General features: G+C 66.0%; 20 protein-coding genes. 10 read left to right on the top strand and 10 right to left on the bottom strand.

Going from position 1 to position 23,502, the window contains the following annotated elements:
* Positions 1-15 precede the first annotated feature (15 nt).
* Entirely contained in the window at positions 16-495 is a 480-nt protein-coding gene (locus PH586_RS16815; RefSeq protein WP_271348923.1) for a VOC family protein, read from the bottom strand.
* 247 nt (positions 496-742) lie between these two features.
* On the opposite strand from PH586_RS16815, the gene PH586_RS16810 reads away from it, so the two are divergent.
* From PH586_RS16810 to PH586_RS16800, 3 genes are all read left to right on the top strand, one after another.
* Positions 743-1,240, top strand: a complete 498-nt coding sequence (locus tag PH586_RS16810; protein ID WP_271348922.1) for a hypothetical protein — start codon at positions 743-745, stop codon at positions 1,238-1,240.
* Between the two features lie 205 nt (positions 1,241-1,445).
* Positions 1,446-2,141, top strand: coding sequence for a tRNA (adenine(22)-N(1))-methyltransferase (locus PH586_RS16805; RefSeq protein WP_333908331.1), 696 nt, complete (start codon positions 1,446-1,448; stop codon positions 2,139-2,141).
* A gap of 201 nt (positions 2,142-2,342) precedes the next feature.
* Positions 2,343-4,325, top strand: coding sequence for a DEAD/DEAH box helicase (locus PH586_RS16800; protein ID WP_271348920.1), 1,983 nt, complete (start codon positions 2,343-2,345; stop codon positions 4,323-4,325).
* Between the two features lie 191 nt (positions 4,326-4,516).
* On the opposite strand, the gene PH586_RS16795 is transcribed toward PH586_RS16800, so the two are convergent.
* From PH586_RS16795 to PH586_RS16785, 3 genes are all read right to left on the bottom strand, one after another.
* Positions 4,517-5,005, bottom strand: a complete 489-nt coding sequence (locus tag PH586_RS16795) for a SixA phosphatase family protein (RefSeq protein WP_271348919.1) — start codon at positions 5,003-5,005, stop codon at positions 4,517-4,519.
* A gap of 117 nt (positions 5,006-5,122) precedes the next feature.
* Complete coding sequence (locus PH586_RS16790) at positions 5,123-5,608, bottom strand: adenosine-specific kinase (protein WP_271348918.1); 486 nt, start codon at positions 5,606-5,608, stop codon at positions 5,123-5,125.
* Positions 5,609-5,855: 247 nt separating this feature from the next.
* A complete protein-coding gene (locus PH586_RS16785; protein ID WP_271348917.1) occupies positions 5,856-6,788 on the bottom strand; it encodes a histone deacetylase family protein in 933 nt (310 codons plus the stop codon).
* 68 nt (positions 6,789-6,856) lie between these two features.
* Here PH586_RS16785 and PH586_RS16780 point away from each other — a divergent pair, with 68 nt between their 5' ends.
* From PH586_RS16780 to PH586_RS16770, 3 genes are read left to right on the top strand one after another with little or no spacing between them, the layout of a single operon-like run.
* Complete coding sequence (locus PH586_RS16780; protein WP_271348916.1) at positions 6,857-8,458, top strand: SagB/ThcOx family dehydrogenase; 1,602 nt, start codon at positions 6,857-6,859, stop codon at positions 8,456-8,458.
* Positions 8,459-8,477: 19 nt separating this feature from the next.
* A complete protein-coding gene (tesB, locus tag PH586_RS16775) occupies positions 8,478-9,347 on the top strand; it encodes an acyl-CoA thioesterase II (RefSeq protein WP_271348915.1) in 870 nt (289 codons plus the stop codon).
* Positions 9,348-9,363: 16 nt separating this feature from the next.
* A complete protein-coding gene (locus PH586_RS16770; protein WP_271348914.1) occupies positions 9,364-9,957 on the top strand; it encodes an HAD family hydrolase in 594 nt (197 codons plus the stop codon).
* 87 nt (positions 9,958-10,044) lie between these two features.
* Here the strand turns inward: PH586_RS16770 and cueR are convergent, their stop codons facing one another.
* Positions 10,045-10,461, bottom strand: coding sequence for a Cu(I)-responsive transcriptional regulator (gene cueR / locus PH586_RS16765; RefSeq protein WP_271348913.1), 417 nt, complete (start codon positions 10,459-10,461; stop codon positions 10,045-10,047).
* 38 nt (positions 10,462-10,499) lie between these two features.
* Positions 10,500-12,887: a heavy metal translocating P-type ATPase gene (locus PH586_RS16760; protein ID WP_271348912.1), complete on the bottom strand. Its 2,388-nt coding sequence runs from the start codon at positions 12,885-12,887 to the stop codon at positions 10,500-10,502.
* A gap of 150 nt (positions 12,888-13,037) precedes the next feature.
* Between PH586_RS16760 and PH586_RS16755 the strand changes: the two genes are divergently transcribed.
* A complete protein-coding gene (locus tag PH586_RS16755; protein WP_238042520.1) occupies positions 13,038-13,256 on the top strand; it encodes a heavy-metal-associated domain-containing protein in 219 nt (72 codons plus the stop codon).
* Positions 13,257-13,416: 160 nt separating this feature from the next.
* Here PH586_RS16755 and PH586_RS16750 read toward each other — a convergent pair whose 3' ends face one another.
* Complete coding sequence (locus PH586_RS16750) at positions 13,417-14,061, bottom strand: TetR family transcriptional regulator (protein ID WP_271348911.1); 645 nt, start codon at positions 14,059-14,061, stop codon at positions 13,417-13,419.
* Between the two features lie 146 nt (positions 14,062-14,207).
* Between PH586_RS16750 and PH586_RS16745 the strand changes: the two genes are divergently transcribed.
* The 3 genes from PH586_RS16745 (at position 14,208) to PH586_RS16735 (ending at position 19,941) form a co-directional block, all read left to right on the top strand.
* Positions 14,208-15,365: an efflux RND transporter periplasmic adaptor subunit gene (locus tag PH586_RS16745; protein ID WP_408636971.1), complete on the top strand. Its 1,158-nt coding sequence runs from the start codon at positions 14,208-14,210 to the stop codon at positions 15,363-15,365.
* A gap of 12 nt (positions 15,366-15,377) precedes the next feature.
* On the top strand, positions 15,378-18,521 hold the full coding sequence (locus PH586_RS16740; protein ID WP_271348909.1) for an efflux RND transporter permease subunit: 3,144 nt from the start codon (positions 15,378-15,380) through the stop codon (positions 18,519-18,521).
* Positions 18,522-18,750: 229 nt separating this feature from the next.
* A complete protein-coding gene (locus PH586_RS16735) occupies positions 18,751-19,941 on the top strand; it encodes a Bcr/CflA family multidrug efflux MFS transporter (protein WP_271348908.1) in 1,191 nt (396 codons plus the stop codon).
* A 174-nt stretch (positions 19,942-20,115) separates the two neighbouring features.
* Here PH586_RS16735 and PH586_RS16730 read toward each other — a convergent pair whose 3' ends face one another.
* The 3 genes from PH586_RS16730 to PH586_RS16720 all read right to left on the bottom strand — a co-directional run bounded on the left by PH586_RS16730 (position 20,116) and on the right by PH586_RS16720 (position 23,418).
* Positions 20,116-20,295, bottom strand: coding sequence for a hypothetical protein (locus tag PH586_RS16730; protein ID WP_271348907.1), 180 nt, complete (start codon positions 20,293-20,295; stop codon positions 20,116-20,118).
* A gap of 66 nt (positions 20,296-20,361) precedes the next feature.
* On the bottom strand, positions 20,362-22,239 hold the full coding sequence (locus tag PH586_RS16725; RefSeq protein WP_271348906.1) for a bifunctional diguanylate cyclase/phosphodiesterase: 1,878 nt from the start codon (positions 22,237-22,239) through the stop codon (positions 20,362-20,364).
* A 162-nt stretch (positions 22,240-22,401) separates the two neighbouring features.
* Entirely contained in the window at positions 22,402-23,418 is a 1,017-nt protein-coding gene (locus PH586_RS16720; protein WP_271348905.1) for a zinc-binding alcohol dehydrogenase family protein, read from the bottom strand.
* Between the last annotated feature and the right edge of the window lie 84 nt (positions 23,419-23,502).

Genomic DNA, 23,502 nt, shown 5'->3' with positions numbered 1-23,502 from the left:
GCGCCGCAACGCCGGCTACCCCTTCAGCGCCGCCTCGATCGCGGCGATGTCGATCTTTCGCATCGCCATCATGGCGTCGAACGCGCGCTTGGCCGCTGCTCGGTCAGGATCGGCTATCGCGGCCATCAGAGCGCGTGGGGTGATCTGCCACGACAGTCCCCACTTGTCCTTGCACCAGCCGCAGGCGCTTTCCTCGCCGCCGTTGCCGACAATCGCGTTCCACAAACGGTCGGTTTCGGCTTGGTCGTCGGTCGCAATCTGGAACGAGAACGCCTCGCTGTGCTTGAACGCCGGCCCCCCGTTGAGCCCTAGACATGGGATGCCCGCCACCCTGAACTCGACCGTCAGGACATCGTCCTGCTTGCCCGCCGGATAGTCGCCAGGCGCGCGATGGACTGCGCCTACCGCGCTGTCCGGGAAGGTCTCGGCGTAGAAGGTTGCAGCGTCCAAGGCGCCGCCGTCGTACCAGAGACAAATCGTATTTTTGCTGATCATCTTGGTTCTCCACGATTGCGCTTGGCACCGATACGTGAATTTTAGCAGCGCAGGCCGGCGGAACCCGTGTCGGCAAGGTGCGTACCGCGCTTTCACGGTTGCCACGCCGCGGTTCGAGCCGATGCGGGGGTTTGGAGCAGGAAAATAAATCCCCTTTGGCCGACGAACCCAGCCAAGACTCAATACAATGTGCGCACGATTATCCCGGGCCATGCAGATGGCTGCACCGGACAAGGAACTCGCCTCCATGGCTTCTCCAGATAAACAGCAAAAACGCGCCCAGCGGGCCAAGGCCAAGGCCAAGCAGAACCGTTCGGGCAAGTCCAAGGCCACTGTCGTGCATCCGCTCCTGGCCAATCCGCTGATCAACGAGCCGTTCGATGATGTCGAAATCGACCTGAGCACCTTCGACTTCAAAGACATCGAAGAGAACGGTTTCGACCCGGCGCACTTCGACGACCTGTTCCAGGCGATGAAAGTCGGCGAAGGCATCAGCCTGCTGGCGATGTGCGTGGTGTTCCTGCAATACCCGGTGTTGGAGTTGGTGGTCGCTGAGGAAGCAGAAGACGCGGCGACCGACTTCATGATGGGTCTGCTGATCACCTATCGGGCGATTTTCCACGATGAAGACGAAGACACGGCAGTGAATTGGATCGGCGGCGACGCCTTCCAGAATGCCTACAACGAAGCGTCGCTGATCCTGCAGAAGAAGAACGCTCGCGGCACCCCAGGCGCCCGTGCTTGAAGAGGAAAATGCGCAAAGGGGGCTGATTTATCTATAGGCCGCAAGCGGCCCATGCCAGGGTTTTCCGTGGGCCGATCCCAGTGCCACAGGTACAGGGCGAAGCGTGGTCCGGCCCGCAGGAATTTGCCATGCGCGGCGTTGCTTGGCAGAATCCCGCGCCGATCCGGCCCGACGTGCCGGACGCGCGTGGTGAAAGGGGCTGAAGTTGAACGAACGGACATTGTCCATGCGCCTGGAGCGCGTCGCAGCCCATGTCCCGGCAGGTGCGCGGCTGGCCGATATCGGCTCAGATCACGGCTACCTGCCGGTGGCGTTGATGTGCCGCGGCGTCATCGCGGCGGCGGTGGCCGGCGAGGTGGCCTTGACGCCGTTTCATGCGGCGGAACGTACCGTGCGCGACAACGACCTGAGCCAGCGAATCACCGTGCGCCTAGCCAATGGGCTGGCGGCAATCGAGCCGGGCGACGGGATCACGGCGATCAGCCTCTGTGGCATGGGCGGCGAGAAGATCCGCGATATCCTCGACAGCGGCAAGGCCCGCCTGAGCGGTGATGAGCGCCTGATCCTCCAGCCCAATGGCGGCGAGCAACCACTGCGCCAATGGCTGATGGACAATGGCTACCGCATCCTCTGCGAGGAAGTGCTGCGGGAAAACCGCTTCGACTACGAAGTCATCGTCGCCGAGCGCATCGGACCGGTGATCTACACCACTGAGCAACTGTACTTCGGCCCACTGCAGCTGCAGCAACGCAGCCCGGCGTTCCTGGCCAAGTGGCAGCGAGCGTTGCGCCTGAAGCAGCAGACCCTGGCCAACTTCGCCCGGGCGCGGCAGGCCGTGGCCGAGGAAAAGGTGCAAGAGGTTGCCCAACACGTCCGCTGGATTACAGAACTGCTGGCTTGAGCTCTAGCCCTGGCGAGTACTGATTTCGGGGGGATTACCCTGGGCCTCGCCGGCCTGCCCAGGGCCCTGGATAAAATCCGCCTTGCCGCGCCCGCAGGCTCGCCCCTGTTATTCGTGCCGTTGTCCCAGTGGTTGCCAGGCTCCGGCGAAAAACACTTATCATTCAGCCATCTACATCATGCTCAGGGTGGTAATCGTCGAATGCTGTCTGCCGTCGGGCGTTACAAGTTGCTCCTCTCCGGTGCCTTGGCGCGTTATTTCCCGCGAACCACGGACTATCTGCGCGCCGAGCGCGAGGCGGGGTTGCCGCAGAACAAGCCGCGTTCCCGGACCAAGAAGGCCGGCGCGGCGACTGGCAAGGGCAAGAGCAAGGCGGGCGCTGGGAAGAAGCCGGCCAGGTCGCGAGCCAAACCAGGCCCGCCGGCTAGCACGGCGATTTACGGTCCGGCGTTGCTGGCGGTCGAGGCGGCGCAGGTCGAGGCCATGCGCGAGCGGGTCGCCCAGGCGGTGGCTGCGGGGGTGATCAGTGCGCCGTCGGACGAGCAGTGGGCGATGATCCTCGGTCGTCATCCGCTCACCCGCATCTTCGCCGGGGCGGGCTCGGGCAAGTCCACCACCCTGGTGCTGCGCGTGGTGTTCATGCTCTGTCATCTGGGTATCGAGCCGGGGCGGCTGACGGTGATCTCCTTCACCAATGCCTCCTGCGCCGAGTTGCGTGCGCAACTGCTCAGGGTGCTGGGCTTCTGGCGGTACCCATTCGACGCCGGCCAGGCCCGCCAGTGCGTGCGCACCTTCCATTCGGCCATGGGCGTGCTGGCCAAGCAGGCGTTGAGCAATCCGCGCTGGTTCGAGCAACTGGATGATGCGCCCGGCGCGCCCCGTGAGCTGGATAACCCGCTGACGTCCGCGCGCCTGCGTCCGGCCCAGCAGCGCCTGCTCAAGCAGGCCTACCAGCAGTGCTACGCCGAGGAACCGGTGTTTCGCCAGTTGGTGCACAGCCTGCTGGGGTTGCCGGCACCACCGGCTGAGACCGCCGAAGGCAAGCGGCCGCGGGTGGCCAAGGCGCCGCTGGATGGCTTCAAGCTGGCGGGGGAGTTCACCGCGTTGCCGCTGTTCGAGGCCTTCTATGTGCAGGCCGGCTTTATCCAGAGCATCGGCATCCGCCCCGAGCGGATAGATGTCCAGGCGCTGTCCTGCTGCGCTCGCGAGCGCAGTTTTGTCGAGGCCCTGGTGTTGTTCTGCAAGGCCTTCCAGGGCTGCCTGCAGGCGCAGGGCTTGATGACCTTCGATGGCGCCTTCCAGTCCCTCGGCGAGCGGCTGGCGGGAAATGCGCCGGGGATCTCGGCCGAGGCGCTGGCGCCGTTCAATCACCTGCTGATCGATGAGTTCCAGGACATCTCGCCGCAGATCGTCCAGTGGCTGCAGGCGGTCCACCGCGCGCTGGCGCGCCAGGGCACGGCGGTCAGCCTGATGGCGATCGGCGACGACTGGCAGTCGATCTATGGCTGGCGCGGCAGCTCCCCGGAACTGTTCATGGACTTCGACAGGCACTTCCCGGGCAAGGGCAAGGCGAAGAGCAGTGCGCTGCTGATGCTGGCCACCAACTACCGCTCGATCGAGCCGGTGATCCGCGACGGCGAGGCGGTGCTCGCGGGCGTCGCCTGCAAGCAAGCCAAGACCAGCAAGGCGTTCAAGGCCATGCAGCCGGGGGATCACGGGGTCAAGCTGGTGCAGGGCTTCGATATCAAGGCGCGTCTGCCGGAGTTGCTGAAGGCTATCAAGGCCGAGTGCGCCCACGTGGCCAGCCGCCCGGTGGCTGACCGCACGGCGGTGCTGCTGCTCAGTCGGCGCAACGCACCCTTGCAGGCGATTCAGGCCCAGTTGGACAAGAAACTGCCGGTCAAGGCCTACACCATTCACCGCGCCAAGGGCCTGCAGGCCGAAGTGGCGATCATTGTCGACGATTGCCCGGCCACGGAACCGCATCCGCTGCGCAATGCGCTCTACGCCTACTCGGGCTTCTTCCGCAACAGCTACGACCAGGCGATGAGCGATGAAGGCCTGCGCCTGGCCTATGTGGCCATCACCCGGGGCGTGAGCCGGGTGTTCTGGTACACCCGCAAGGCCCAGGGCGCGGGCCTGGTGCTGGCGGGGCGCGCGGGGCGGCGCAGTGCTCCCCTTTGAGCCCATTGCGGGCCGGCTTCGAGCCCGCCACCCGGCTACTTAGGCGGATGCCGATGCCCAAGGTGAACGACGGGGCCTGACCGCCCTCATTTTTCGCGTCACCCACCTGCCGCGAATGGTCGCAGACCGACTCGCGCCGATGCGGGCTATTTTCACAGCCTCTGATCGCCGCGCGGGCGAGAGCATCGGCGCTACGATTTCTTTGGATAATCGAGTGCCACCGTCGCGACAGGGCAGGCGCCGATCTCCGCCCACGACTTCGCCGCGAAGCCGAACTCGGCGACGGCGCCGCTCGGCAGGTGCTCGATCTCACCGCACAGGCGCTGGGCGAGTTCGCTCAATTCGGGGTTGTGGCCGACGATCATCACGCACTGCAGGTGATCGTCGAGTGCGTGGATGATCTCGAGCAGCTCATCGGCCTCGGCGGCATACAGCCGCTCATCGACGCCGATGTGCTTGCGCATGTAAGCGAGCTTGCCGGCGATGATCTTCGCCGTCGTCAGCGCCCGCACGGCTGGACTCGACAGGATCAAGTCGGGCTTGATCTCGCGCCTGGCCAGGCGATCGCCGATCTTCGGTGCGTCGCGTTTGCCGCGCTCGTTCAGGGGGCGGTCGCGGTCGGCCAGCGCGGCGTCAGCCCAACTCGACTTGGCATGACGAATGAGAAATAGCCTTTTCATGCCACACCTCGCTGCCCCCGATCGATAGCCGCGGGGCCAAACCTGGCGGCCTGGCCGTTACTCTGAGGGTGTGGACATGGCGCACGCCGTGGCAGGCGAGAGTTTGTTCGCGCCCTCTCAAAGCTTGTAGCCGATCTGGCGCAACAGGTTCTTGCGCCAGAGGATGTCGTCGTCGCCTTCGAGGTCATGGGCGCAGTAGCCGTCAACCACGCCGAGCACGGCACGACCCTGCTGGGTTTCGGCGAGCACCACTTCGGTCGGATTGGCGGTGGCGCAGAAGATCCGGCAGACCTCGGCCACCAGCTTGATGCTGTTCAGCACGCTCAGCGGGTAGAAGCCCGCGCCAAGGAAGATGATGAAGCAGTGGCCGGCGCCAATGGCCTGGGCATTGCGCTGGGCCAGTTCGATCATCGCGCTATCGGTGCCCGACCAGCGCACCAGGCATTTGCCCGAGGCCTCGCAGAAGGCCAGGCCGAACTTGATCCCGGGCACGGCCGTGACCAGCGCCTCGTGGATGTCCTCGACGGACTTGATGAAGTGGGTCTGGCCGAAGATGAAGTTGATCTCTTGCGGCTTGTCGATGTTCACCGTGGTCAGTTGCATGCCGCAGGCCTCCTTGGCCGTGGCGGCTCCCCAGCCTGGAAAATTCCGGGCGGGAAAACGCCTTCGGCACAGGCATAAGCATAGCCATGGATGGGCCAGGGTTCTGGCCGTGGTCTGCGGATATTCGCTGTCGGACTGCCGCTTATTGCGCCGGCATAACCCGACAACGGCCGTGCGGTTGTGGACGCTGCGTTGGGTGACGCAGTGCTCGGCCATCGCGCCGTTGGCAAGTGCACGCTCCGCGCCGCTAACCCAACCTGCGGCCTAACCCGCGGCTGGCCCAGACCCTGGCCGCGCTGTGATGGAGGATGCCGTGGCGGCGGGCCAGGGCGTGGCGGTCCTTGTCGTAGCCGCCGCCGATCAGGCCGACCACCGGGATGTCGCGGCCCAGGCAGTGGTCGAGCACCGCCTGGTCGCGGGCGGCGAGGCCGGCGTCGGTAAGTTGCAGGTAGCCGAGGGCATCGTCCTGGTGCACATCGACGCCGGCGTCGTAGAGGACGATGTCCGGCTGGTACAGCGGCAGCAGGTAGTTCAGCGCGTCGTCCACCACCTTCAGGTAGGCGGCGTCGCCCATGCCCATCGGCAGGGGAATGTCCCAGTCGCTGGCGGCCTTGCGTGCCGGGAAGTTGTTTTCGCAGTGCAGCGACACGGTGATCGCCTCCGGGACATCGGCCAGCAGGCGGGCGCTGCCGTCGCCCTGGTGCACGTCGCAGTCGAAGATCAGCACCCGCTGCGCCTTGCCGGCTTCGAGCAGGTAGCGGGCGATCACCGCCAGGTCATTGAAGATGCAGAAGCCTGAGGGGAAGTCGTAATGGGCGTGATGGGTGCCGCCGGCCAGGTGGCAGGCCAGGCCATGCTGCAAGGCCTGCTCGGCAGCCAATAGCGAGCCGCCCACCGCGCGCACGGTGCGCTGCGCCAGGGCCGCGCTCCAGGGCAGGCCGAGGCGGCGCTGGTCTGCATGGGACAGTTCGCCGCTGATGTAGCGCTCGATATAGGCGGGGCAGTGGGCCAGGGCCAGCACCTGCGGCGGACACAGCTCGGGGCGCAGCAACTCGGCGTCCGAGGTCAGGCCGCTGGCCACCAGGTGATCGCGCAGCAGGCGGAATTTCTCCATGGGGAAACGATGGCCGGCCGGAAGGGGCGGGCTGTAGTCGTCGTGAAAGACCAGTGGCAGACGCATACAATGACACTCTTTAACGCAGCGCCTGAGTATGGCGGCGGGCCTGGACCGACTCAAGTGGAGCCCTAATGACCGAGCAGGACGCCGTGCGCGCCTATCACCAGCTGAGCAAGCACCAGCCGCAGCGCTTCGCCCCCGGGCCCGGGCAGCTGGACTGGGCGACCCAGCCCGTCGCCTTCCGGCGTTACCGTGGCGCGCGCCTGATCGAGCTGTGGCAGCGGCCGCTGCAGGAGTCGCCCGACTACGACGCGGTGTTCGCCGCGCCGCTGGGCACGCCGGCGCCGCTGAACCGGGCCAGTCTGTCGCAGCTGCTGTACGACAGCCTGGCGTTGTCGGCCTGGAAGGAGGCGGGCGGCAGCCGCTGGGCGCTGCGGGTCAACCCGTCGTCGGGCAATCTGCACCCGACCGAGGCCTATCTGTTGCTGCCGGCCGGCGGCCTGCAGGACGAGGCCTTGCTGGTCCATTACACGGCCGACGCCCATGCCCTGGAGGTGCGTGGCGAACTGCCGGCGGCGCTGGCCGCGCCACTGGCCCAGGCGTTGCCGGCGGGGGGCTGCCTGCTGGCGCTGGCCAGCATCCCCTGGCGCGAGGCGTGGAAGTATGGCGAGCGCGCCTACCGCTACTGCCAGCATGATCTGGGCCATGCCCTGGCTGCTCTGGCGCTTGCCGCCAGCGCGTTGGGCTGGCAGGTGCGCCTGCTGCGCGGGGTGGCCGAGGCGCGGCTGGACGGCGTTTTCGGCCTGGATCGCCAAGGTTTTGCCGAGGCCGAGCATGTCGACTGCCTGCTCTGGATAGGCCCGGCCCAGGCCTGCGAGTTCGCCCTGCCGGACAGCTTGCTGCAAGGCCTGGCGGCACTGGAGCTGCAGGGCGCGCCCAATCGCCTGTCGCGCCAGTACCACGAGTGGCCGGAGCTGGCGCGGGTGCAGGCGCTGTGTCGGGCGCCGGCCATGGCTGCGCCGCCCTGGCTAGCCGAAGCCGGCCGCGCCCAGGCGGACAATCCCGGCCTGGCGCTGCGGCCGATCCTGCATCGCCGCCGTAGCGCGCAAGCCATGGACGGCAAGAGCGGGATTCACGCCGAGCTGCTGTGCGCCTGGTTGCAGCGGCTGATGCCGGCCAATTCGCCGGTGCCTTTCGCCTTGACCGGGGAGGCGGCCCAGGTCGATCTGCTGCTGTTCGTCCACCGCGTGCAGGATCTGGATCCTGGTTTGTACTGGTTGGCGCGGGTCGATGGCCAGGCGCAACCTGGATTGCGCGAGGATTTTCTCTGGCAGCGGGTACACGACCACTTGCCGCTGTACCGCCTGCTGGCTGGCGATGCCCGCGGCCTGGCGGAGTTTCTCTCCTGCGGTCAGGACATCGCCAGCGATGGTTGCGTCGCCCTGGCCATGCTCAGTCGCTTCGACACGGCGCTGCAGGCCGGCGCCTGGCGCTACCCGCGGTTGTACTGGGAGTGTGGGCAAATCGGCCAGTTGCTCTATCTGGAAGCCGAGGCGGCGGGGTTGTCCGCCACCGGAATAGGCTGTTATTTCGACGATTCGCTGCATGAATTGCTGGGACTTGCCGACAGCCGCTGGCAAAGTCTTTACCATTTCACTATTGGCCGGGCCGTGTGGGATGAGCGCTTGAGCTCCCTGCCGGCCTACCCCGAATTACGTTTACCGCGCTCGTAGCGGTTACTGGAGAACAAGCATGAGTCAGGTACTGGACGAATTGGTCGCCCTGTTGAGCCTGGAGGCCATCGAAGAGAACCTCTTTCGCGGCGTCAGCCAGGATCTGGGGTTTCGTCAGCTGTTCGGTGGTCAGGTGCTTGGTCAGTGCGTGTCGGCGGCCAGCCAGACGGTTGAGGAGGCGCGCCATGTGCACTCGCTGCACGGCTACTTCCTGCGTCCGGGCGATGCCAGTCTGCCGGTGGTCTACCAGGTCGAACGGGTGCGCGACGGCGGCAGTTTCAGCACCCGCCGGGTCACGGCTATCCAGAAGGGCAAGCCGATCTTTACCTGCAGCGCCTCCTTCCAGTACGACGAAGAAGGCTCCCACCATCAGATCCCGATGCCGGAGGTGCCCGGGCCGGAAACGCTGAAGTCGGAAACCGAACTGGCCCGGCTGGTCGCCGACTCGCTGCCTGAGCGCATGCGCGCGCGGGCGGTGAGCGACAAGCCGATCGAGATCCGCCCGGTGACCGTCGACAACCCTTTTGCCCCGCAGCCGAGCGAACCGGTCAAGTACGTGTGGTTCCGCGCCGCCGGCGAACTGCCGGACGACCCGCAGCTGCACAAGTACCTGCTCGGCTACGCCAGCGACTTCAACCTGCTGACCACCTCGATGCTGCCCCACGGGGTGTCGGTCTGGCAGAAGTTCATGCAGGTCGCCAGCCTCGACCATTCGCTGTGGTTCCACAGCAACCTGCGCATGGACGACTGGCTACTCTACGCCATGGACAGCCCCTGGGCCGGCAACGCCCGCGGCTTCTCCCGCGGCAGCATCTTCAACCGTCAGGGCCAACTGGTCGCCTCGGTGGCCCAGGAAGGCCTGACCCGAATCCGTGAGGATTGGAAGTGAGCCGCGAGGACTGGACATGAGGCTGCACGAAGCGCGCCACTGGGTGTTCGACATGGACGGCACCCTGACCCTGGCGGTGCATGACTTCGAGGCGATCAAGCGGTCGCTGGATATTCCCCTGGAGCACGACATCCTCCATCACCTGGCGGCCTTGCCCGAGGAGGTCGCGGCGGCCAAGTACGCCTGGCTGCTGGAGCACGAGCGCGAGTTGGCGCTGAGCGCCGAACCGGCGCCGGGGGCCATCGACCTGGTGCGCGCGCTGAAAGATCGCGACTGCCGGCTCGGGATCCTCACGCGCAACGCCCATGAACTGGCGCTGGTGACCCTGCAGGCGATCGGCCTGGGCGATTGTTTCGCCAGCGCCGACATTCTCGGTCGCGACGAGGCGCCGCCCAAGCCCCATCCCGGCGGTTTGCTGCACCTGGCCGAGCGCTGGCAGGTGGCGCCGGACGAACTGGTGATGGTCGGTGACTACCGCTTCGACCTGGAATGCGCCCGCGCCGCCGGCGCCTGCAGCGTGCTGGTCAACCTGACGCAGAATCCCTGGCCGGAACTGGCCGATCACTTCGCCGAGGATTGCGCGGCGTTGCGGAGTTCGCTCGTGCCCTAGGGCAGTCCGTTCGGAGCGCAGCGACAACCCGCCAGCTTTTGTGCCGGGCCGATCAACCATGGTGCACTGCCTGCGGCGAGTGACACCCTACAGGTTGCTGGTCGGGTGGTTGCCGCCGCCGGACTCCAGATCCTTGAGGATCGGGCAGTCGGGGCGGTCGTCGCCCTGGCAGTGCTGCATCAGGTCCTGCAGGGTGTCGCGCAGGCTGCTGAGTTCGGCGATCTTGCGATTGAGTTCGCCGATGTGCCCGGCGGCCAGGGCCTTGACGTCGGCGCTGGCGCGCTGGCGGTCCTGCCACAGGGTCAGCAGCTGGGCCACCTCGGCCAGGGAAAACCCCAGGTCCCGCGCGCGCTTGATAAAGGCCAGGCGGTGCAGGTCCTGGGCGCCGTACTGGCGGTAGCCGCTGTCGCTGCGCCCGGCGGCCGGCAGCAGGTCGATCGACTCGTAGTAGCGGATCATCTTGGCGCTGAGGCCGGTTTTCTGCGCGGCTTGGCCGATGTTCATCGGTCGCTCTCCAGTTGCGGCGTGGGACTACATGCAGGCTAGCTGTGATCCTTGGGTTTCCAGGTCTTCAGCAACAACGCATTGCTCACCACGCTGAGGCTGGACAGCGCCATGGCGCCGCCGGCGAGCATCGGGTTGAGCAGGCCGGCGGCGGCCAGGGGGATGCCGACCAGGTTGTAGATGAAGGCCCAGAACAGGTTCTGCCGGATCTTGTTGTAGGTGCGCCGGCTGATATCCAGCGCCGCCGGCACCAGGCGCGGGTCGCCGCGCATCAGGGTGATGCCGGCGGCATGCATGGCCACGTCGGTGCCGCTGCCCATGGCGATGCCGACATCCGCGGCCGCCAGCGCCGGGGCGTCGTTGATGCCGTCGCCGACCATCGCCACCACCCCGGTATTTCTCAGTTCGCCGATGATCGCCGCCTTGTCTGCCGGCAGCACTTCGGCATGCGCCGCGTCGATGCCCAGGGCGCTGGCCACCGCATGGACGCTGCCGCGATTGTCGCCGCTGATCAGGTGGCTGCTGATGCCTTGCGCCTTGAGCTGGGCGATGGCCTCGGCGGCACCGGCCTTGAGCGTGTCGCCGAAGGCAAACAGTCCCAGCACCTGGGCCGTCGGTGCCTGTTCGATCAGCCAGGACAGGGTGCGGCCCTCGGCTTCCCAGGCCAGGGCCTCGGCGGCCAGGGTAGGGTCGTGTAGCCAGCCCTCCTCGAGCAGGCGCTTGTTGCCCAGGGCCAGTTGGCGTTCGCCGATCCGCCCGGTAATCCCGCGTCCGGCCAGGGCCTGGCTGTCGACCACCGCGGCCAGCGGCAACTGCCGGGCGGTGCATTCATCCAGCACCGCCTTGGCCAGCGGGTGTTCGCTGCCACGTTGCAGGGCGCCGGCCAGTTGCAGCAGGGTCGTGGTGTCGCCATCGAGCGCGCTCATGTGGGCGATGCGTGGCGTGCCGGAGGTCAGGGTGCCGGTCTTGTCGAACGCCACGGCGGTGACGCCATGGGCCACTTCCAGCGCCTCGGCGTCCTTGATCAGGATGCCGTGGCGCGCGGCCACTCCGGTGCCGGCCATGATCGCCGTCGGCGTGGCCAGGCCGAGGGCGCAGGGGCAGGCGATCACCAGCACGGCGACGGCATTGAGCAGCGCGGTTTGCAGGGGCGCGCCCAGCAGCAGCCAGCCCAGCAGGGTGGCCAGGGCGAGCAGCAGCACGGTCGGCACGAAGACCCGACTGACCTTGTCCACCAGTTTCTGGATTGGTGCCTTGGCCGCCTGGGCGTCCTCGACCAGGCGGATGATCTTGGCCAGCACGGTTTCCGCGCCCAGGGCGGTGGTCTCGATCAACAGGCGGCCTTCGCCGTTGATCGCCCCGGCGGTGACCTTGTCGCCCGGCTGCTTGGGCTGCGGCAGGCTCTCGCCGCTGATCAAGGCTTCGTCGGCATGGCTCTGGCCTTGCCGCACCTGGCCGTCGACCGGGAAGCGCTCGCCGGGCTTGACCACCACCTGATCGCCCAGGACCAGGGCGCTGAGTGCCACCCACTGCTCGACGCCATCGCGCAGACGCAGGGCCTGATCCGGGCGCAGTGCCTGCAGGGCCCGAATGGCGCTGGTGGTCTGCCGTTTGGCGCGGCTTTCCAGGTATTTGCCGAGCAGGATCAGGCTGATGATCACCGCCGAGGCTTCGAAGTACAGGTGCGGCAGGGTGCCGCTCGGGGTGATCGACCATTGATAGAGGCTCAGGCCATAGGCGGCGCTGGTGCCCAGGGCGACCAGTTGATCCATGTTGCCGGCACCGGCGCGCAGGGCCAGCCAGGCGGCGCGGTAGAAGCGCGCGCCGAGGACGAACTGGACCGGCGTGGCCAGGGCGAACTGCAGCCAGGCCGGCAGCATCCAGTGGGCGCCAAACGGCTGCGCCAGCATCGGAATCAGCAGGGGAGTGGTGAGCAGCAAGGCCAGTGCCAGGGCCCAGCGCTCGCGCTGCAAATGACGTTCGGCCAGGGGCTTGGCGGGCGTGTCGCTGTCCACCAGGGTGGCCGTGTAGCCGGCTTTGGCGACTGCCTGCAACAGGGTTTGTGGGTCGAGACCCGCCGTGACCTGCAGCAGCGCCTGCTCGGTGGCCAGGTTGACGCTGACCGTGAGCACGCCGGGCAGTGGCGCCAGGGCGCGCTCGACGCGGCCGACGCAGCTGGCGCAGGTCATGCCGCCGATGGCCAGCTCCAGGCGTTCGCTGGGCACGGCATAGCCGGCACTTGCAACAGCGCTGAGCAACTGCTCCAGGCTGTCCACGGGTGCCTCGATACGCGCCTGTTCGCTGGCCAGGTTGACGTTGGCGCTGGCGACGTTGGGCACTTTGCGCAAGGCGCGCTCGACGCGGCCGGCGCAGCTGGCGCAGGTCATGCCGCTGATAGGCAGGTCGAAAGTGGTCAGGCTGGGCATGCAGGAGCCTCCGTTGAGTTCCGCTACAGGATCAACCTTGACCTATGGGTAAGGTCAAGTTTTGTTTTATACCTTGACCTTACCCATGGGGGAGGGCCGAAACTGAGCGCCGCCCGCAAAGGGGTCAGACATTCAATCAGGAGATTACAGATGCAAGCATCAAAGGTTCACATACTCAGAATCGAAGGCATGACCTGCGAGCATTGCGTGAAGACGATCACCGAGGCCTTGCAGGCGCGTGATCCGGCTGCCGATGTAAAGGTGAAGTTACAGGGCGGTGAGGCGCGCGTGGTCAGCAGCCTGTCGAGCGATGAGCTGATCATCGCGATTGCCGAAGCGGGTTATGGGGCAGGCCTGGGTAACAATTGATGCGGTCATGCTCCCACGGCTGTTGAGCCGGGAGGAATAGGTCCGGCTGCAACCTGGGGGCAGGTGGCCATGCGCTTGCCCGGGATTCATTGGGCTACGAGAGCGGGCAGGGAGATGACGCTGCATCCATCCACGCACTAGCGGGCTGGATAAAAAAGCCTCATTCCCCCTCTACTGCCGCTCCTGGCCTCCAGTCGCGCACCAGGCCACGAAAACAGGCGTCGATCATCGGCGCGCTGTCGCTCAGTGGGTCGAACAGTGTCGGGTCGCGCAGCCAGTCGCTGAACAGGCCGATGATCATCGCATGCAGGGTGCGGGCCGCCAGACGTGGGCTCATGCCTGGCTGCAGGCGCGGTTTGATGGCGGGCTGCTCGAACTGGTGTTCGACCAGGGCGATGAACTGATTGATAAAGGTGGCGTGGCGTTGCTCCGCCTCGCGCAACTCGTCGGTGAATTCGCAGCGGCGCAGGAGGATGGTGAAGATGCGTTGCTTCTGCGGGTCGCGGGCCAAGTTCTCGATGGCCTCGATACACAGCGCGCGCAACGCCAGCAGGGGATCGCGCTCGGCGCAGGCGCTCAGGCGCACGGCCATTTGCTCGGGCGGCAGGCGCACCTGGCTGAGCAGTTCGTGAAACAGGTGGGCCTTGTTCTCGAAATGCCAATACACCGCACCACGGGTGACGCCAGCGTGGCGGGCGATGTGTTCCAGGCTGGTGTGGGCCACGCCTTTTTCCAGGAATAGCGTCTCGGCAGCGGCGAGGATGGCGCTGCGGGTTTGTTCGGCTTGTTCTTTGGTTCGGCGCATGACGGTCGGCTGAATTCTGTCTAGGCTCTGCTTTGGGGAACAGAGTGTACTGAGTTTTGACGCGATGGTTTGTTTACAAACAGTAGTGAATGTAATTAGCATCGTCTCCTGTTTGTCGTGCGCATCGTGTTGCTCCGGAGAGCCTTATGTTTTTTGTCCGTCACCTCGTGCTTGTTTTCGGGGGGTTAGCCTATTGCGCGCTGGCACCCATGACCCAGGCCGCCGATGCACCGCCTGCGCCCGAGGTGCTGGTGGAGACCGTCAACGTTGGCCCGCTGCCGCTGGTATTCGAGTATTCCGCCCGTACCGCGGGCTTTCGCGAGGTGCAGGTGCGCGCCCAGGTCAGCGGCATCCTCCAGGAGCGCACCTACCTCGAGGGCAGCGCGGTCAAGCAGGGCCAGGTGATGTTCCGCATCGATCCGCGCACCTACCAGGCCGCCCTGGCTCGGGCCAAGGGCGCACTGGCTCAGGAGCAGGCGCGTTACCGGCAGACCGAACGCGACCTCAAGCGTATCCGCGAGCTGCAGAAGAAGGGCTATGCCAGCGAGAGTGAGCTGGACAACGCGATCTCCAACTTCGAGCAGAGCAAGGCCAACATCCAGGCGGCCGAGGCCGAGGTGCAGTCCAAGCAGATCGATCTCGATTACTGCACGGTGACGGCGCCGATCTCCGGCATTACCAGCAAGGAAACCGTGTCCGAGGGCAGCCTGATGGTGGCCGGCGACCCGAATGCCAGCCTGCTGAGCAATATCACCCAGCTCGACCCGATCTACGTCAACTTCGCCGCCCCGGATAGCGACGTGGAGAGCGTGCGCAGCGGCCTGCAAAGTGGCGCGCTGGTGCTGGAGGGCGAGCAGATGAGTGTCGAGATCCTGTACGGCGATGGTTCCCGCTACCCGCTAGAAGGCAAGGTGGATTTCACCGGCAGCCTGGTCGACCGTGGCACCGGCACCGTCAGTGCCCGCGCGGTGGTGCCCAACCCCGAGCAGAAATTGCTGCCCGGTCAATTCGTGCGGGTATTGGTCAAGGGCATCTCCCTGCCCAATGCGATCACCGTGCCGGAGCGTGCGATCGCCCAGGGGCCACGCGGCACCTTCGTCTATGTGGTCGATGAACAGGGGATCGCGCGCATGCGCGAGGTCAGCACCGGACGCACCTCGGCCGGTCGCTGGGTGGTCGAGTCGGGCATCAGCGCTGGCGACCGGGTGATCATCGAGGGGCTGCCCAAGGTGCGCCCGGATGCCCCGGTGAAGGTCGCCGAAGCCGCTTCCAGCGCTGCCCCAGCAGCGGCCAAGCAACCCTAAGGAGCGTTACCGGTGATCTCACGCTTCTTTATCGACCGGCCGGTGTTCGCCGCGGTCATCTCCATCATTATCGTGCTGGCCGGCCTGATGGCCATGCGCGAATTGCCCATCGCCCAGTACCCGCAGATCCTGCCGCCGCAGGTGTCGGTCAGCGCCAGCTATTCCGGCGCCAGCGCCCAGGTGATCGCCGAGACCGTGGCGGCGCCGCTGGAACAGTCGATCAACGGCGTCGAGGGGATGATCTACCAGCAGTCCAACTCCGGCGGCAACAGCATGAGCCTGTCGGTGTATTTCCAGGTCGGCACCGATCCGGACCAGGCCACCATCGACGTCAATAACCGGGTCCAGGCCGCCCTGGCCAAGCTGCCGGAGGAAGTCCGTCGGCAGGGGGTCAAGGTCGAGAAGAAGTCCTCGGACATCCTCCAGGTAGTCACGCTGTTTTCCCCGGACGGCTCGCGTGATCCGGTGTACATCAGCAACTACGCACTGATCAACGTGATGGACGAACTCAAGCGTCTGCCCGGCGTCGGCGATGCCCGCCAGTTCGGCTCCAAGGATTACTCCATGCGCATCTGGCTGCGCCCGGACAAGCTGGCGCAGTACAACCTGACCCCGAGTGACGTGGTCGCGGCAATCCGCGAGCAGAACTCGCAGTTCGCCGCCGGCAGCTTCGGCCAGCAGCCGCTGCAGCAGGCCCAGGATTTCACCTACACGGTGACCACCCAGGGCCGCTTCACCGACCCGGTCGAGTTCGAGAACGTGATCCTGCGCTCTGATGAAACCGGCGCCAGCCTGCTGCTCAAGGATGTCGCGCGGGTCGAGCTGGGCGCCCAGGACTACTCGCTGATGACCTCGCTCAACGGTCAGCAGAACGCCGCCTTCGGCATCTACCTGCAGCCGGGCGCCAATGCCCTGGACACCGCTGCCGCGGTACAGGACACCCTGGCGCGGCTGTCGAAGAACTTCCCCGAGGGCATCACCTACAAGATTCCCTACGACACCACCAAGTTCGTCCGGGTGTCGATCAAGGAGGTGCTGCACACCTTCGTCGAGGCCCTGGTGCTGGTGATGCTGGTGGTCTTCATCTTCCTGCAGAACTGGCGCGCTACCCTGATCCCGGTGCTGGCGATTCCGGTGTCGCTGATCGGCACCTTCGCCGGTATGTACCTGCTGGGCTTCTCGATCAACCTGCTGACTCTGTTCGGCATGGTCCTGGCGATCGGCATTGTGGTGGACGATGCCATCGTGGTGATCGAGAACGTCGAGCGGGTGATGAACAGCGAGAAGATCGGCCCGCGCGAGGCGACGATCAAGGCCATGGAGGAAGTCACCGGGCCGATCGTCGCCATCGTCCTGGTGCTCTGCGCGGTATTCGTGCCGGTGGGCTTTCTCGGCGGCCTGGCCGGAGAAATGTACAAACAGTTCGCCATCACCATCGCCGTGTCGGTGGTGATCTCCGGCATAGTCGCGCTGACCCTGAGCCCGGCGCTCTGTGCCCTGCTGCTCAAGCCGGGGCATCAGGAGCCGGCGGCAGTGTTTCGCTGGTTCAATCGCGGTTTTGACCGCCTCACCGCCGGCTATACCAGTGGCGTGCAGTTTTTCCTCAAGCGTTCGGCCGTGGGCTTGCTGCTGTTCGGTGCGATGATCGCGCTGATGGTCGTACTGTTCGGCCGGGTGCCCAGCTCCTTGGTGCCCAACGAGGACCAGGGCTATGTGCTCAACGCCTACTTCCTGCCGCCAGCGGCCTCGCTGACCCGCACCGAAAAACTCACCAGCGAAGTGACCGAGCAGCTGATGCAGCACCCGGCGGTCGAGGACGTGGTGACCTTTGCCGGTTTCGACATCCTCACCTTCGGCACCCGCAGCAACGCCGGGGTGTCCTTCGTGCCGCTGAAGGACTGGAGCGAGCGCACCACGCCGGAGCTGGATGCGCGCAACCTGACCCGCGAGTTCATGGCCATGGGCGCGACGCAGAAGGATGGCGTGGTGATGACCTTCAACCCGCCGCCGATCACCGGCATGAGCACCACCGGCGGTTTCGAGGGCTATATCCAGGACCGCAGCGGCGGCAGCACCGCGCAGCTGGCGGAACGGGTCGGCGCCTTCCTCGCCGCGGCGCGCCAGCGCCCGGAACTGGCCGGGGTGCAGAGTACCTTCAGCGCCAACGTGCCGCAGTACTACATCAATCTGGATCGGACCAAGGCGCGTGCCCTGGGCGTGTCGATCAGCGACGTGTTCACCGCCATGCAGGCGACCTTCGGCAGCTACTACGTCAACGACTTCAGCCTGTACGGGCGTACCTTCCAGGTCAGCCTGCAGTCCGAGTCGGAGTTCAGGCGCAAGCCGGAGGACCTGGCCCAGGTCTATGTGCGCTCAAGCGGCGGCGAGCTGGTGTCCTTGTCGACTCTGGTCAAGGTCGAGCGCATCCTCGGCCCGGACAGCTATGCGCGTTTCAACGTCTACCCGGCGGCGAAGATCCTCGGTGGCCCGGCGCCGGGCTTCAGCTCGGGCGAGGCCCTGGCGGCTGTGCAGGAGGTGGCCAGCGAGGTGCTGGGCAGCGACTACAGCATCGGCTGGACCGGCTCGGCCTTCCAGGAACTGGCGACCCAGGGTTCGGGCAGCAGCGCCTTCATCTTCGGCCTGATCATGGTGTTCCTCATCCTGGCCGCCCAGTACGAGCGCTGGACCCTGCCGCTGGCAGTGGTCACCGCGGTGCCCTTCGCGGTATTCGGGGCGATTCTCGCGGTGTGGCTGCGCGGCATCGACAACGACCTGTACTTCCAGGTCGGCCTGATCACCCTGATCGGCCTGGCGGCGAAGAACGCCATCCTCATCGTCGAGTTCGCCGTGATCTGCCGGCAGCAGGGCATGGGCATCCTCGAGTCGGCGCTGGAGGCCTCGCGCCTGCGCTTTCGGCCGATCATCATGACCTCGCTGGCGTTCATCCTCGGCGTAGTGCCGTTGGCCATCAGTAGCGGTGCCGGTTCGGCCAGCCGCCACTCGATCGGCACCGGGGTGATCGGCGGCATGCTCGCCGCGACCCTGCTGGCGATCTTCCTGATTCCGATGTTCTACCTGCTGGTGGAGTCCTGGGCGGCCAAGCTGGGCGGCGGCCGGAAGAAGGCCGCGGAGGCGGCTGTCGAGTCGAAGGGTTGAGGGAAGCCGGGTAGGTCGGGGTAGGCCGGGTTAGCGGCCTGCCCCGATCGCCGATCCAGCACGGCCAGCGAAGGCCGGGTAACCCGGTAGCGTCAGCGGAAATCCCGGAAATGGTGGGTTACGCGGCACACAGGTCGTGGATTGACCTTGAGCGCAGCTTGCCGCTAACCCAGCCGATGCCCTGGTCATGCTGCCAGGCCAACACTTACCTGATTTGTCCTGGAACCCCATGCCATTCCGTCTTCTGCTGATCCTCGGCGCCTTGAGCGCTTTTGGCCCCCTGGCCATCGACTTCTACCTGCCGAGTTTCCCCACCCTGGCGCGGGTCTTCGCCACCGACGTCGAGCATGTGCAGTTGTCGCTGGCCGCCTATTTCATTGGCCTGGCCCTGGGGCAACTGATCTACGGGCCGTTGGCCGACCGTTACGGTCGACGCAAGCCGCTGCTCGCCGGGGTGCTGCTGTTCAGCCTGGCCTCGCTGGCCTGTGCGCTGGCGCCGAGTCTGGAATGGCTGATCGCCGCGCGGTTCGTCCAGGCCCTCGGCGGCTGCGCCGGCATGGTGGTGAACCGCGCCGTGGTGCGCGACCTGTGCGACCCGATCACCTCGGCCAAGGTGTTTTCCCAGCTGATGCTGGTCATGGGCGTGGCGCCGATCCTCGCGCCGCTGGCTGGTGGCGTGCTCTTGAGTTGGCTCGGCTGGCAGTCGATCTTCGTCTGCCTGTTTGCCTTCGGCGTGCTCAGTTGGCTCGGTGTGGCGCTGTGGTTGCCGGAAACCCTGTCGGCTACAGCGCCCAGGGCGCCGTTGCGCGGCGCGCTGGGCGAGTACCGGCGGTTGCTCGGCGACTTGCCGTTTCTCGGCCATGCGCTGACCGGCGGCTTGGCCGTTGCCGGAATGTTCGCCTATATCGCCGGTTCGCCCTTCGTCTTCATCGAATTGTACGGCGTGCCGGCCGAGCACTATGGCTGGCTGTTCGGCAGCAATGCCCTGGGCTTTATCCTGGTGGCGCAACTCAATGCCTGGCTGGTGGCGCGGCATGGGCCGGGCTATTGGCTGCGGCGCACGGTGTGGTTCTATCTGGCCTGCGCGCTGGTGTTGCTGACGGTCGCGGTCTCGCGCACGGCGGCGCTGTGGCCGCTGCTGATTCCCCTGTTCGGCTGCATCGCCTGCCTCGGCATCCTCCTGCCGAACGCCTCGGCCTGCGCCATGGCCGGCCAGGGCACGCATGCCGGCAGCGCCTCGGCATTGCTCGGTTGCTTGCAGTTCGGCATAGCCGCCAGCGCCGCGGCGCTGGTCGGCGCGCTGCATGACGGCAGTGCCTGGCCGATGGCGCTGGTGATCTGCGGGTGCGCCACGCTGGCCGTGCTCTGCTCGCGCTTCACCCGCTGGGCGGAACGACGGAGCGGCCATCCGGGCTGGTAAGAAACGCCCGGCTGCTGCGCTAGTCTGCCAACAGCCTGGGCCATGAGCTCGTACACCCCGCGGCCCTGGGCGGTCACTCGCCGCAGGCCGTGCACTGCAGGCTTGTCCGTGCGGCACAAACCCTGGCGGGCTGTCCGATCGGAAAGCCGCCCAGGCCGTCCTGCGTTCCGCGGCTCAGTTGGCGGCGCGCTGCATGTGGCTCGACAATGGATGCGGGGCCTGCAGGCGTGCTTCGAGGGTGGCGACGAATTGACGGGCTTCGGTTTCGCTGCGAAAGCTCACGCTATGGCTGGCGAAGCGGACTTGCCAGCAGGTCCCTTCGGCTTTGTGCAGTGGCTGGATACAGATGTTCATGAGCGGCATCTCCACGGGTTAGGTGGCCGAGTCTAGTTGCGGCAGATGAACTATTTCTGACATGGGTCAAATGGACGGCTGCTGGTCGTCGGCATGCAGCATGCGTCGCTGCAGCTGCAGCTGTTGCACGGCCAGGCTGGCCAGGCGGGTGAACTCGGTGACCAGGGCTATATCGGCCTGGCTCGGCCGCTTGGGTTGGTCGTAGTAGATGCCGAAGGTGCCGAGTACCCGAGCGTTCTCATCCTTGAACGGCAGCGACCAGCAGGCATGTAAGCCGGCGGCCAGGGCCTGGGTGCGAAACGCCTGCCAGTAGGGATGAGTCGCGAGGTCTGGCGCGATCACCAGTTCGCCGCTGCACGCAGCGTGGCCGCATGAACCGAGTTCGAGCTGCGCCGGCAGGCCGTCGATGGCCTGCCGGTACGGCTCGGGCAGGCTGGGTGCGGCGAGCAGATGCAGGCACTGGCGCTGCTCGTCCAGCAGCATGATCGACACCCGCATGTGCGGATTGAGATCCTGTAAGCGCCGGCTGATGCCCTCGAGGATATGCGCCAGGGGGCGGCGGGCGAGCAGCTCATCGAGCACCGCGTTGCGTGCGTGCTGCAGTTGCTGCAGTTGGTGGCGGTCATGGATGTCTTGCAGGCTGCCGTTGAGCAGGTTGTTCGATGGGCTGTGGCTTAACTGAATGTCTATCCAGCGCAGTTGGCCCTGGCGGGTGAGCAGACGGAACTCGCCACGCAGGTCGGCCTGCTGGCCGTTGTCGATAGCGCTGAGCTGCTGGTTGAAGCTCGCGGCACCGGCGCTGTCGAGAAACTGTGCCAACGGTCGGCCGAGGCATTCATAGCCGGCATAGCCACTGAGCTTTTCCCAGGCCGGGTTGAGAAAAACAAGCTGCCCACTGGTGTCCGTCTGCACGATCACATTGCTCAGCTGTTCGACCAGTTCGCGGTAACGCTCCTCGCTGGACTGCAGTTCGAGATTGGTTTGCTGCTGTTCGCTGAGATCGATGTCGACGCGGTACAACTCCAGCTGGTCGCGGCTGTTGTTGAGCATCGAGTGGGAGGAATACACCCACACCTTGCCGCCGTCCTTGCGCTGCAATTGCATCTCGGCGGCGGCAATCGGCGGGCCACCGAGCAGCCAGCGGTTGAATGCGCTGACGACCTTGCTGCGCGCGGCTGGCGGGATGATCAGCTCTTCCAGGCGCTGGCCCATGGCTTCCTGCAGGCTATAGCCATAGAGCTGGGCGCTGGCCGGGTTCCAGTAGATGACCCGGCGCTCGCGGTCGTAACCCTGTACGGCAATCCGCGGGGTTTGCTCGAACAGTTGGCGGAAACGCTGTTCGCTTTCACGCAGGGCGATTTCGTCGCGCTTCTGGCTACTGATGTCCTGCACGGTGCCGAGGATCTGACCATCGGCATCCGCCTCGCCGCGCAGCATCAGCCAGGCGGTCTGTCGCTTTTCAGGTCGCTGCAGGCGTGCACTGACCGCCATCGGTTTGTGCTGTTCGAGCAGCGCTTGCAAGGAGCGCTGCAGGGCCGGTCGCTCGGCCGGGTAGAGCCAGCTGAGTAATTGCTCGGTGCCACTGTGTGCACTGCCTGGGTCGCGCCCAAGCAGGGACAGGGCTTCGCTGCTCCAGTGGAAATGGCCGTCATATTCCCAGCTGCCGAGTCGGGCAGTGCGCTGGGTTTGTTGCAACAGGCGGGTGTTGTGCGTCAGGGCGTTGAGCAGCACACGCTGGGCGCGGCGATCACGCAAGTTGAGGTAGAAGATCAGCAGGCTGCTGAGCAGTACGAAGAGCATGCCTTTGACGGTTTGCAGCTGGCTGCTCAGGGCTTTGTCGTTGACCACGGCCATCAGCAGGGCGTCGCTGGCAAGAATCCAGGTGCTGCTGAACAGGATGTAGGCACCGGCCAGACGCAACGGGACTATTAGATCGGAACGCATCCTTACCACCGATGAGTCGCAGGTTGGCGAGAGGCCGCTGGGCATGCCATACCTGGGTGGCATGCCCTTGAGCGTAATGGCAGTCTAGCCGGTTCTCGCTCGATTGTTGGGAACAGTGCGGTCAGCGCTGACGGTGCGCATGCGGCCGGTAACAGCCGTCACTCAGAAACCTTCGAGGACGACCTTGCCTTTGGCCTTGCCGCTTTCCAGCAGGGCATGGGCGCGGCGCAGATTGGCCGCATTGATGCTGCCGAAGTGCTCGCCGAGGGTGGTTTTCAGCACGCCGGCATCAATCAGTTCGGCGACCCGCTCGAGCAGGCGATGCTGCTCGATCATGTCTGCGGTCGCGAACAGCGAGCGGGTGAACATCAGCTCCCAATGCAGTGACAGGCTCTTGCGCTTGAGCTTCATCACATCCAGTGGTTGCCGCGGATCGTCGATCAGTGCCAGGCGGCCCTGCGGCGCCAGGCAGTCGATCAGTTGATCGAAGTGCTGGTCGGTCTGGGTCAGGCTGGCGACGTGGGTCACCTGGTTGATGCCGATGCGCCTGAGTTCTTCGTGCAACGGCCGGCTGTGGTCGATCACATGGTGGGCGCCGAGCTCGCGCACCCAGGCCTGGGTTTGCGGGCGCGAGGCGCTGCCGATCACGGTCAGGCCGGTGAGCTGGCGGGCCAGTTGGGTGAGGATCGAGCCGACCCCGCCAGCGGCGCCGACGATCAGCAGGCTCTGGCCCAAGTCGCTGGAACCCTCGGCGATCTGCAGGCGCTCGAACAGCAGCTCCCAGGCGGTGATCGCGGTCAGCGGCAGCGCCGCGGCCTCGGCGAACGTCAGGCTGCCGGGCATGTGGCCGACGATGCGTTCGTCCACCACATGCAACTCGCTGTTGGCGCCGGCGCGGTTGATCGCGCCGGCATAGAACACCCGGTCGCCGGGCTGGAACAGGGTCACCTCGCTACCCACGGCCTGGACGATGCCGCTGGCATCCCAGCCGAGTACCTTGGCTTCGCCGTTTTCCGGGGCGACCGTGCTGCGGATCTTGGTGTCCACCGGATTGACCGAGATGGCGTTGACCTGCACCAGCAGGTCGCGCGGACCGGGGCTGGGTTGCGCCAGCTGGATGTCCTGCAGGGCTTCGGGATGTTCGGCGGGCAGGGAGTGGTAGTAGGCGATGGCTTTCATGGCAGCTCTGAGGTGTGGGGCGACTGTAGGCGCGGGTCCTGGCCGCGAGCATTCGCGGCCAGGGTCCTCTGGCCCGGTGATGGC

Origin of the sequence: Pseudomonas aestuarii (assembly GCF_027988105.1) — a bacterium.
GTDB lineage: Bacteria > Pseudomonadota > Gammaproteobacteria > Pseudomonadales > Pseudomonadaceae > Aquipseudomonas > Aquipseudomonas aestuarii.
The sequence above is the reverse complement of the archived record's forward strand: the minus strand, read 5'-3'. Positions and strand labels throughout refer to the sequence as shown.

Bases quoted from the DNA above. Each gene is read 5' to 3' on its own strand.
- PH586_RS16810 (WP_271348922.1), top strand. From the start codon at position 743: ATGGCTTCTCCAGATAAACAGCAAAAACGCGCCCAGCGGGCCAAGGCC.
- PH586_RS16815 (WP_271348923.1), bottom strand. From the start codon at position 495: ATGATCAGCAAAAATACGATTTGTCTCTGGTACGACGGCGGCGCCTTG.
- PH586_RS16780 (WP_271348916.1), top strand. From the start codon at position 6,857: ATGACCGAGCAGGACGCCGTGCGCGCCTATCACCAGCTGAGCAAGCAC.
- PH586_RS16795 (WP_271348919.1), bottom strand. From the start codon at position 5,005: ATGAAAAGGCTATTTCTCATTCGTCATGCCAAGTCGAGTTGGGCTGAC.
- PH586_RS16730 (WP_271348907.1), bottom strand. From the start codon at position 20,295: ATGAACATCTGTATCCAGCCACTGCACAAAGCCGAAGGGACCTGCTGG.
- PH586_RS16755 (WP_238042520.1), top strand. From the start codon at position 13,038: ATGCAAGCATCAAAGGTTCACATACTCAGAATCGAAGGCATGACCTGC.
- PH586_RS16745 (WP_408636971.1), top strand. From the start codon at position 14,208: ATGTTTTTTGTCCGTCACCTCGTGCTTGTTTTCGGGGGGTTAGCCTAT.
- PH586_RS16735 (WP_271348908.1), top strand. From the start codon at position 18,751: ATGCCATTCCGTCTTCTGCTGATCCTCGGCGCCTTGAGCGCTTTTGGC.
- PH586_RS16750 (WP_271348911.1), bottom strand. From the start codon at position 14,061: ATGCGCCGAACCAAAGAACAAGCCGAACAAACCCGCAGCGCCATCCTC.
- PH586_RS16720 (WP_271348905.1), bottom strand. From the start codon at position 23,418: ATGAAAGCCATCGCCTACTACCACTCCCTGCCCGCCGAACATCCCGAA.
- PH586_RS16785 (WP_271348917.1), bottom strand. From the start codon at position 6,788: ATGCGTCTGCCACTGGTCTTTCACGACGACTACAGCCCGCCCCTTCCG.
- PH586_RS16725 (WP_271348906.1), bottom strand. From the start codon at position 22,239: ATGCGTTCCGATCTAATAGTCCCGTTGCGTCTGGCCGGTGCCTACATC.
- PH586_RS16790 (WP_271348918.1), bottom strand. From the start codon at position 5,608: ATGCAACTGACCACGGTGAACATCGACAAGCCGCAAGAGATCAACTTC.
- PH586_RS16770 (WP_271348914.1), top strand. From the start codon at position 9,364: ATGAGGCTGCACGAAGCGCGCCACTGGGTGTTCGACATGGACGGCACC.
- PH586_RS16760 (WP_271348912.1), bottom strand. From the start codon at position 12,887: ATGCCCAGCCTGACCACTTTCGACCTGCCTATCAGCGGCATGACCTGC.
- cueR (WP_271348913.1), bottom strand. From the start codon at position 10,461: ATGAACATCGGCCAAGCCGCGCAGAAAACCGGCCTCAGCGCCAAGATG.
- tesB (WP_271348915.1), top strand. From the start codon at position 8,478: ATGAGTCAGGTACTGGACGAATTGGTCGCCCTGTTGAGCCTGGAGGCC.
- PH586_RS16800 (WP_271348920.1), top strand. From the start codon at position 2,343: ATGCTGTCTGCCGTCGGGCGTTACAAGTTGCTCCTCTCCGGTGCCTTG.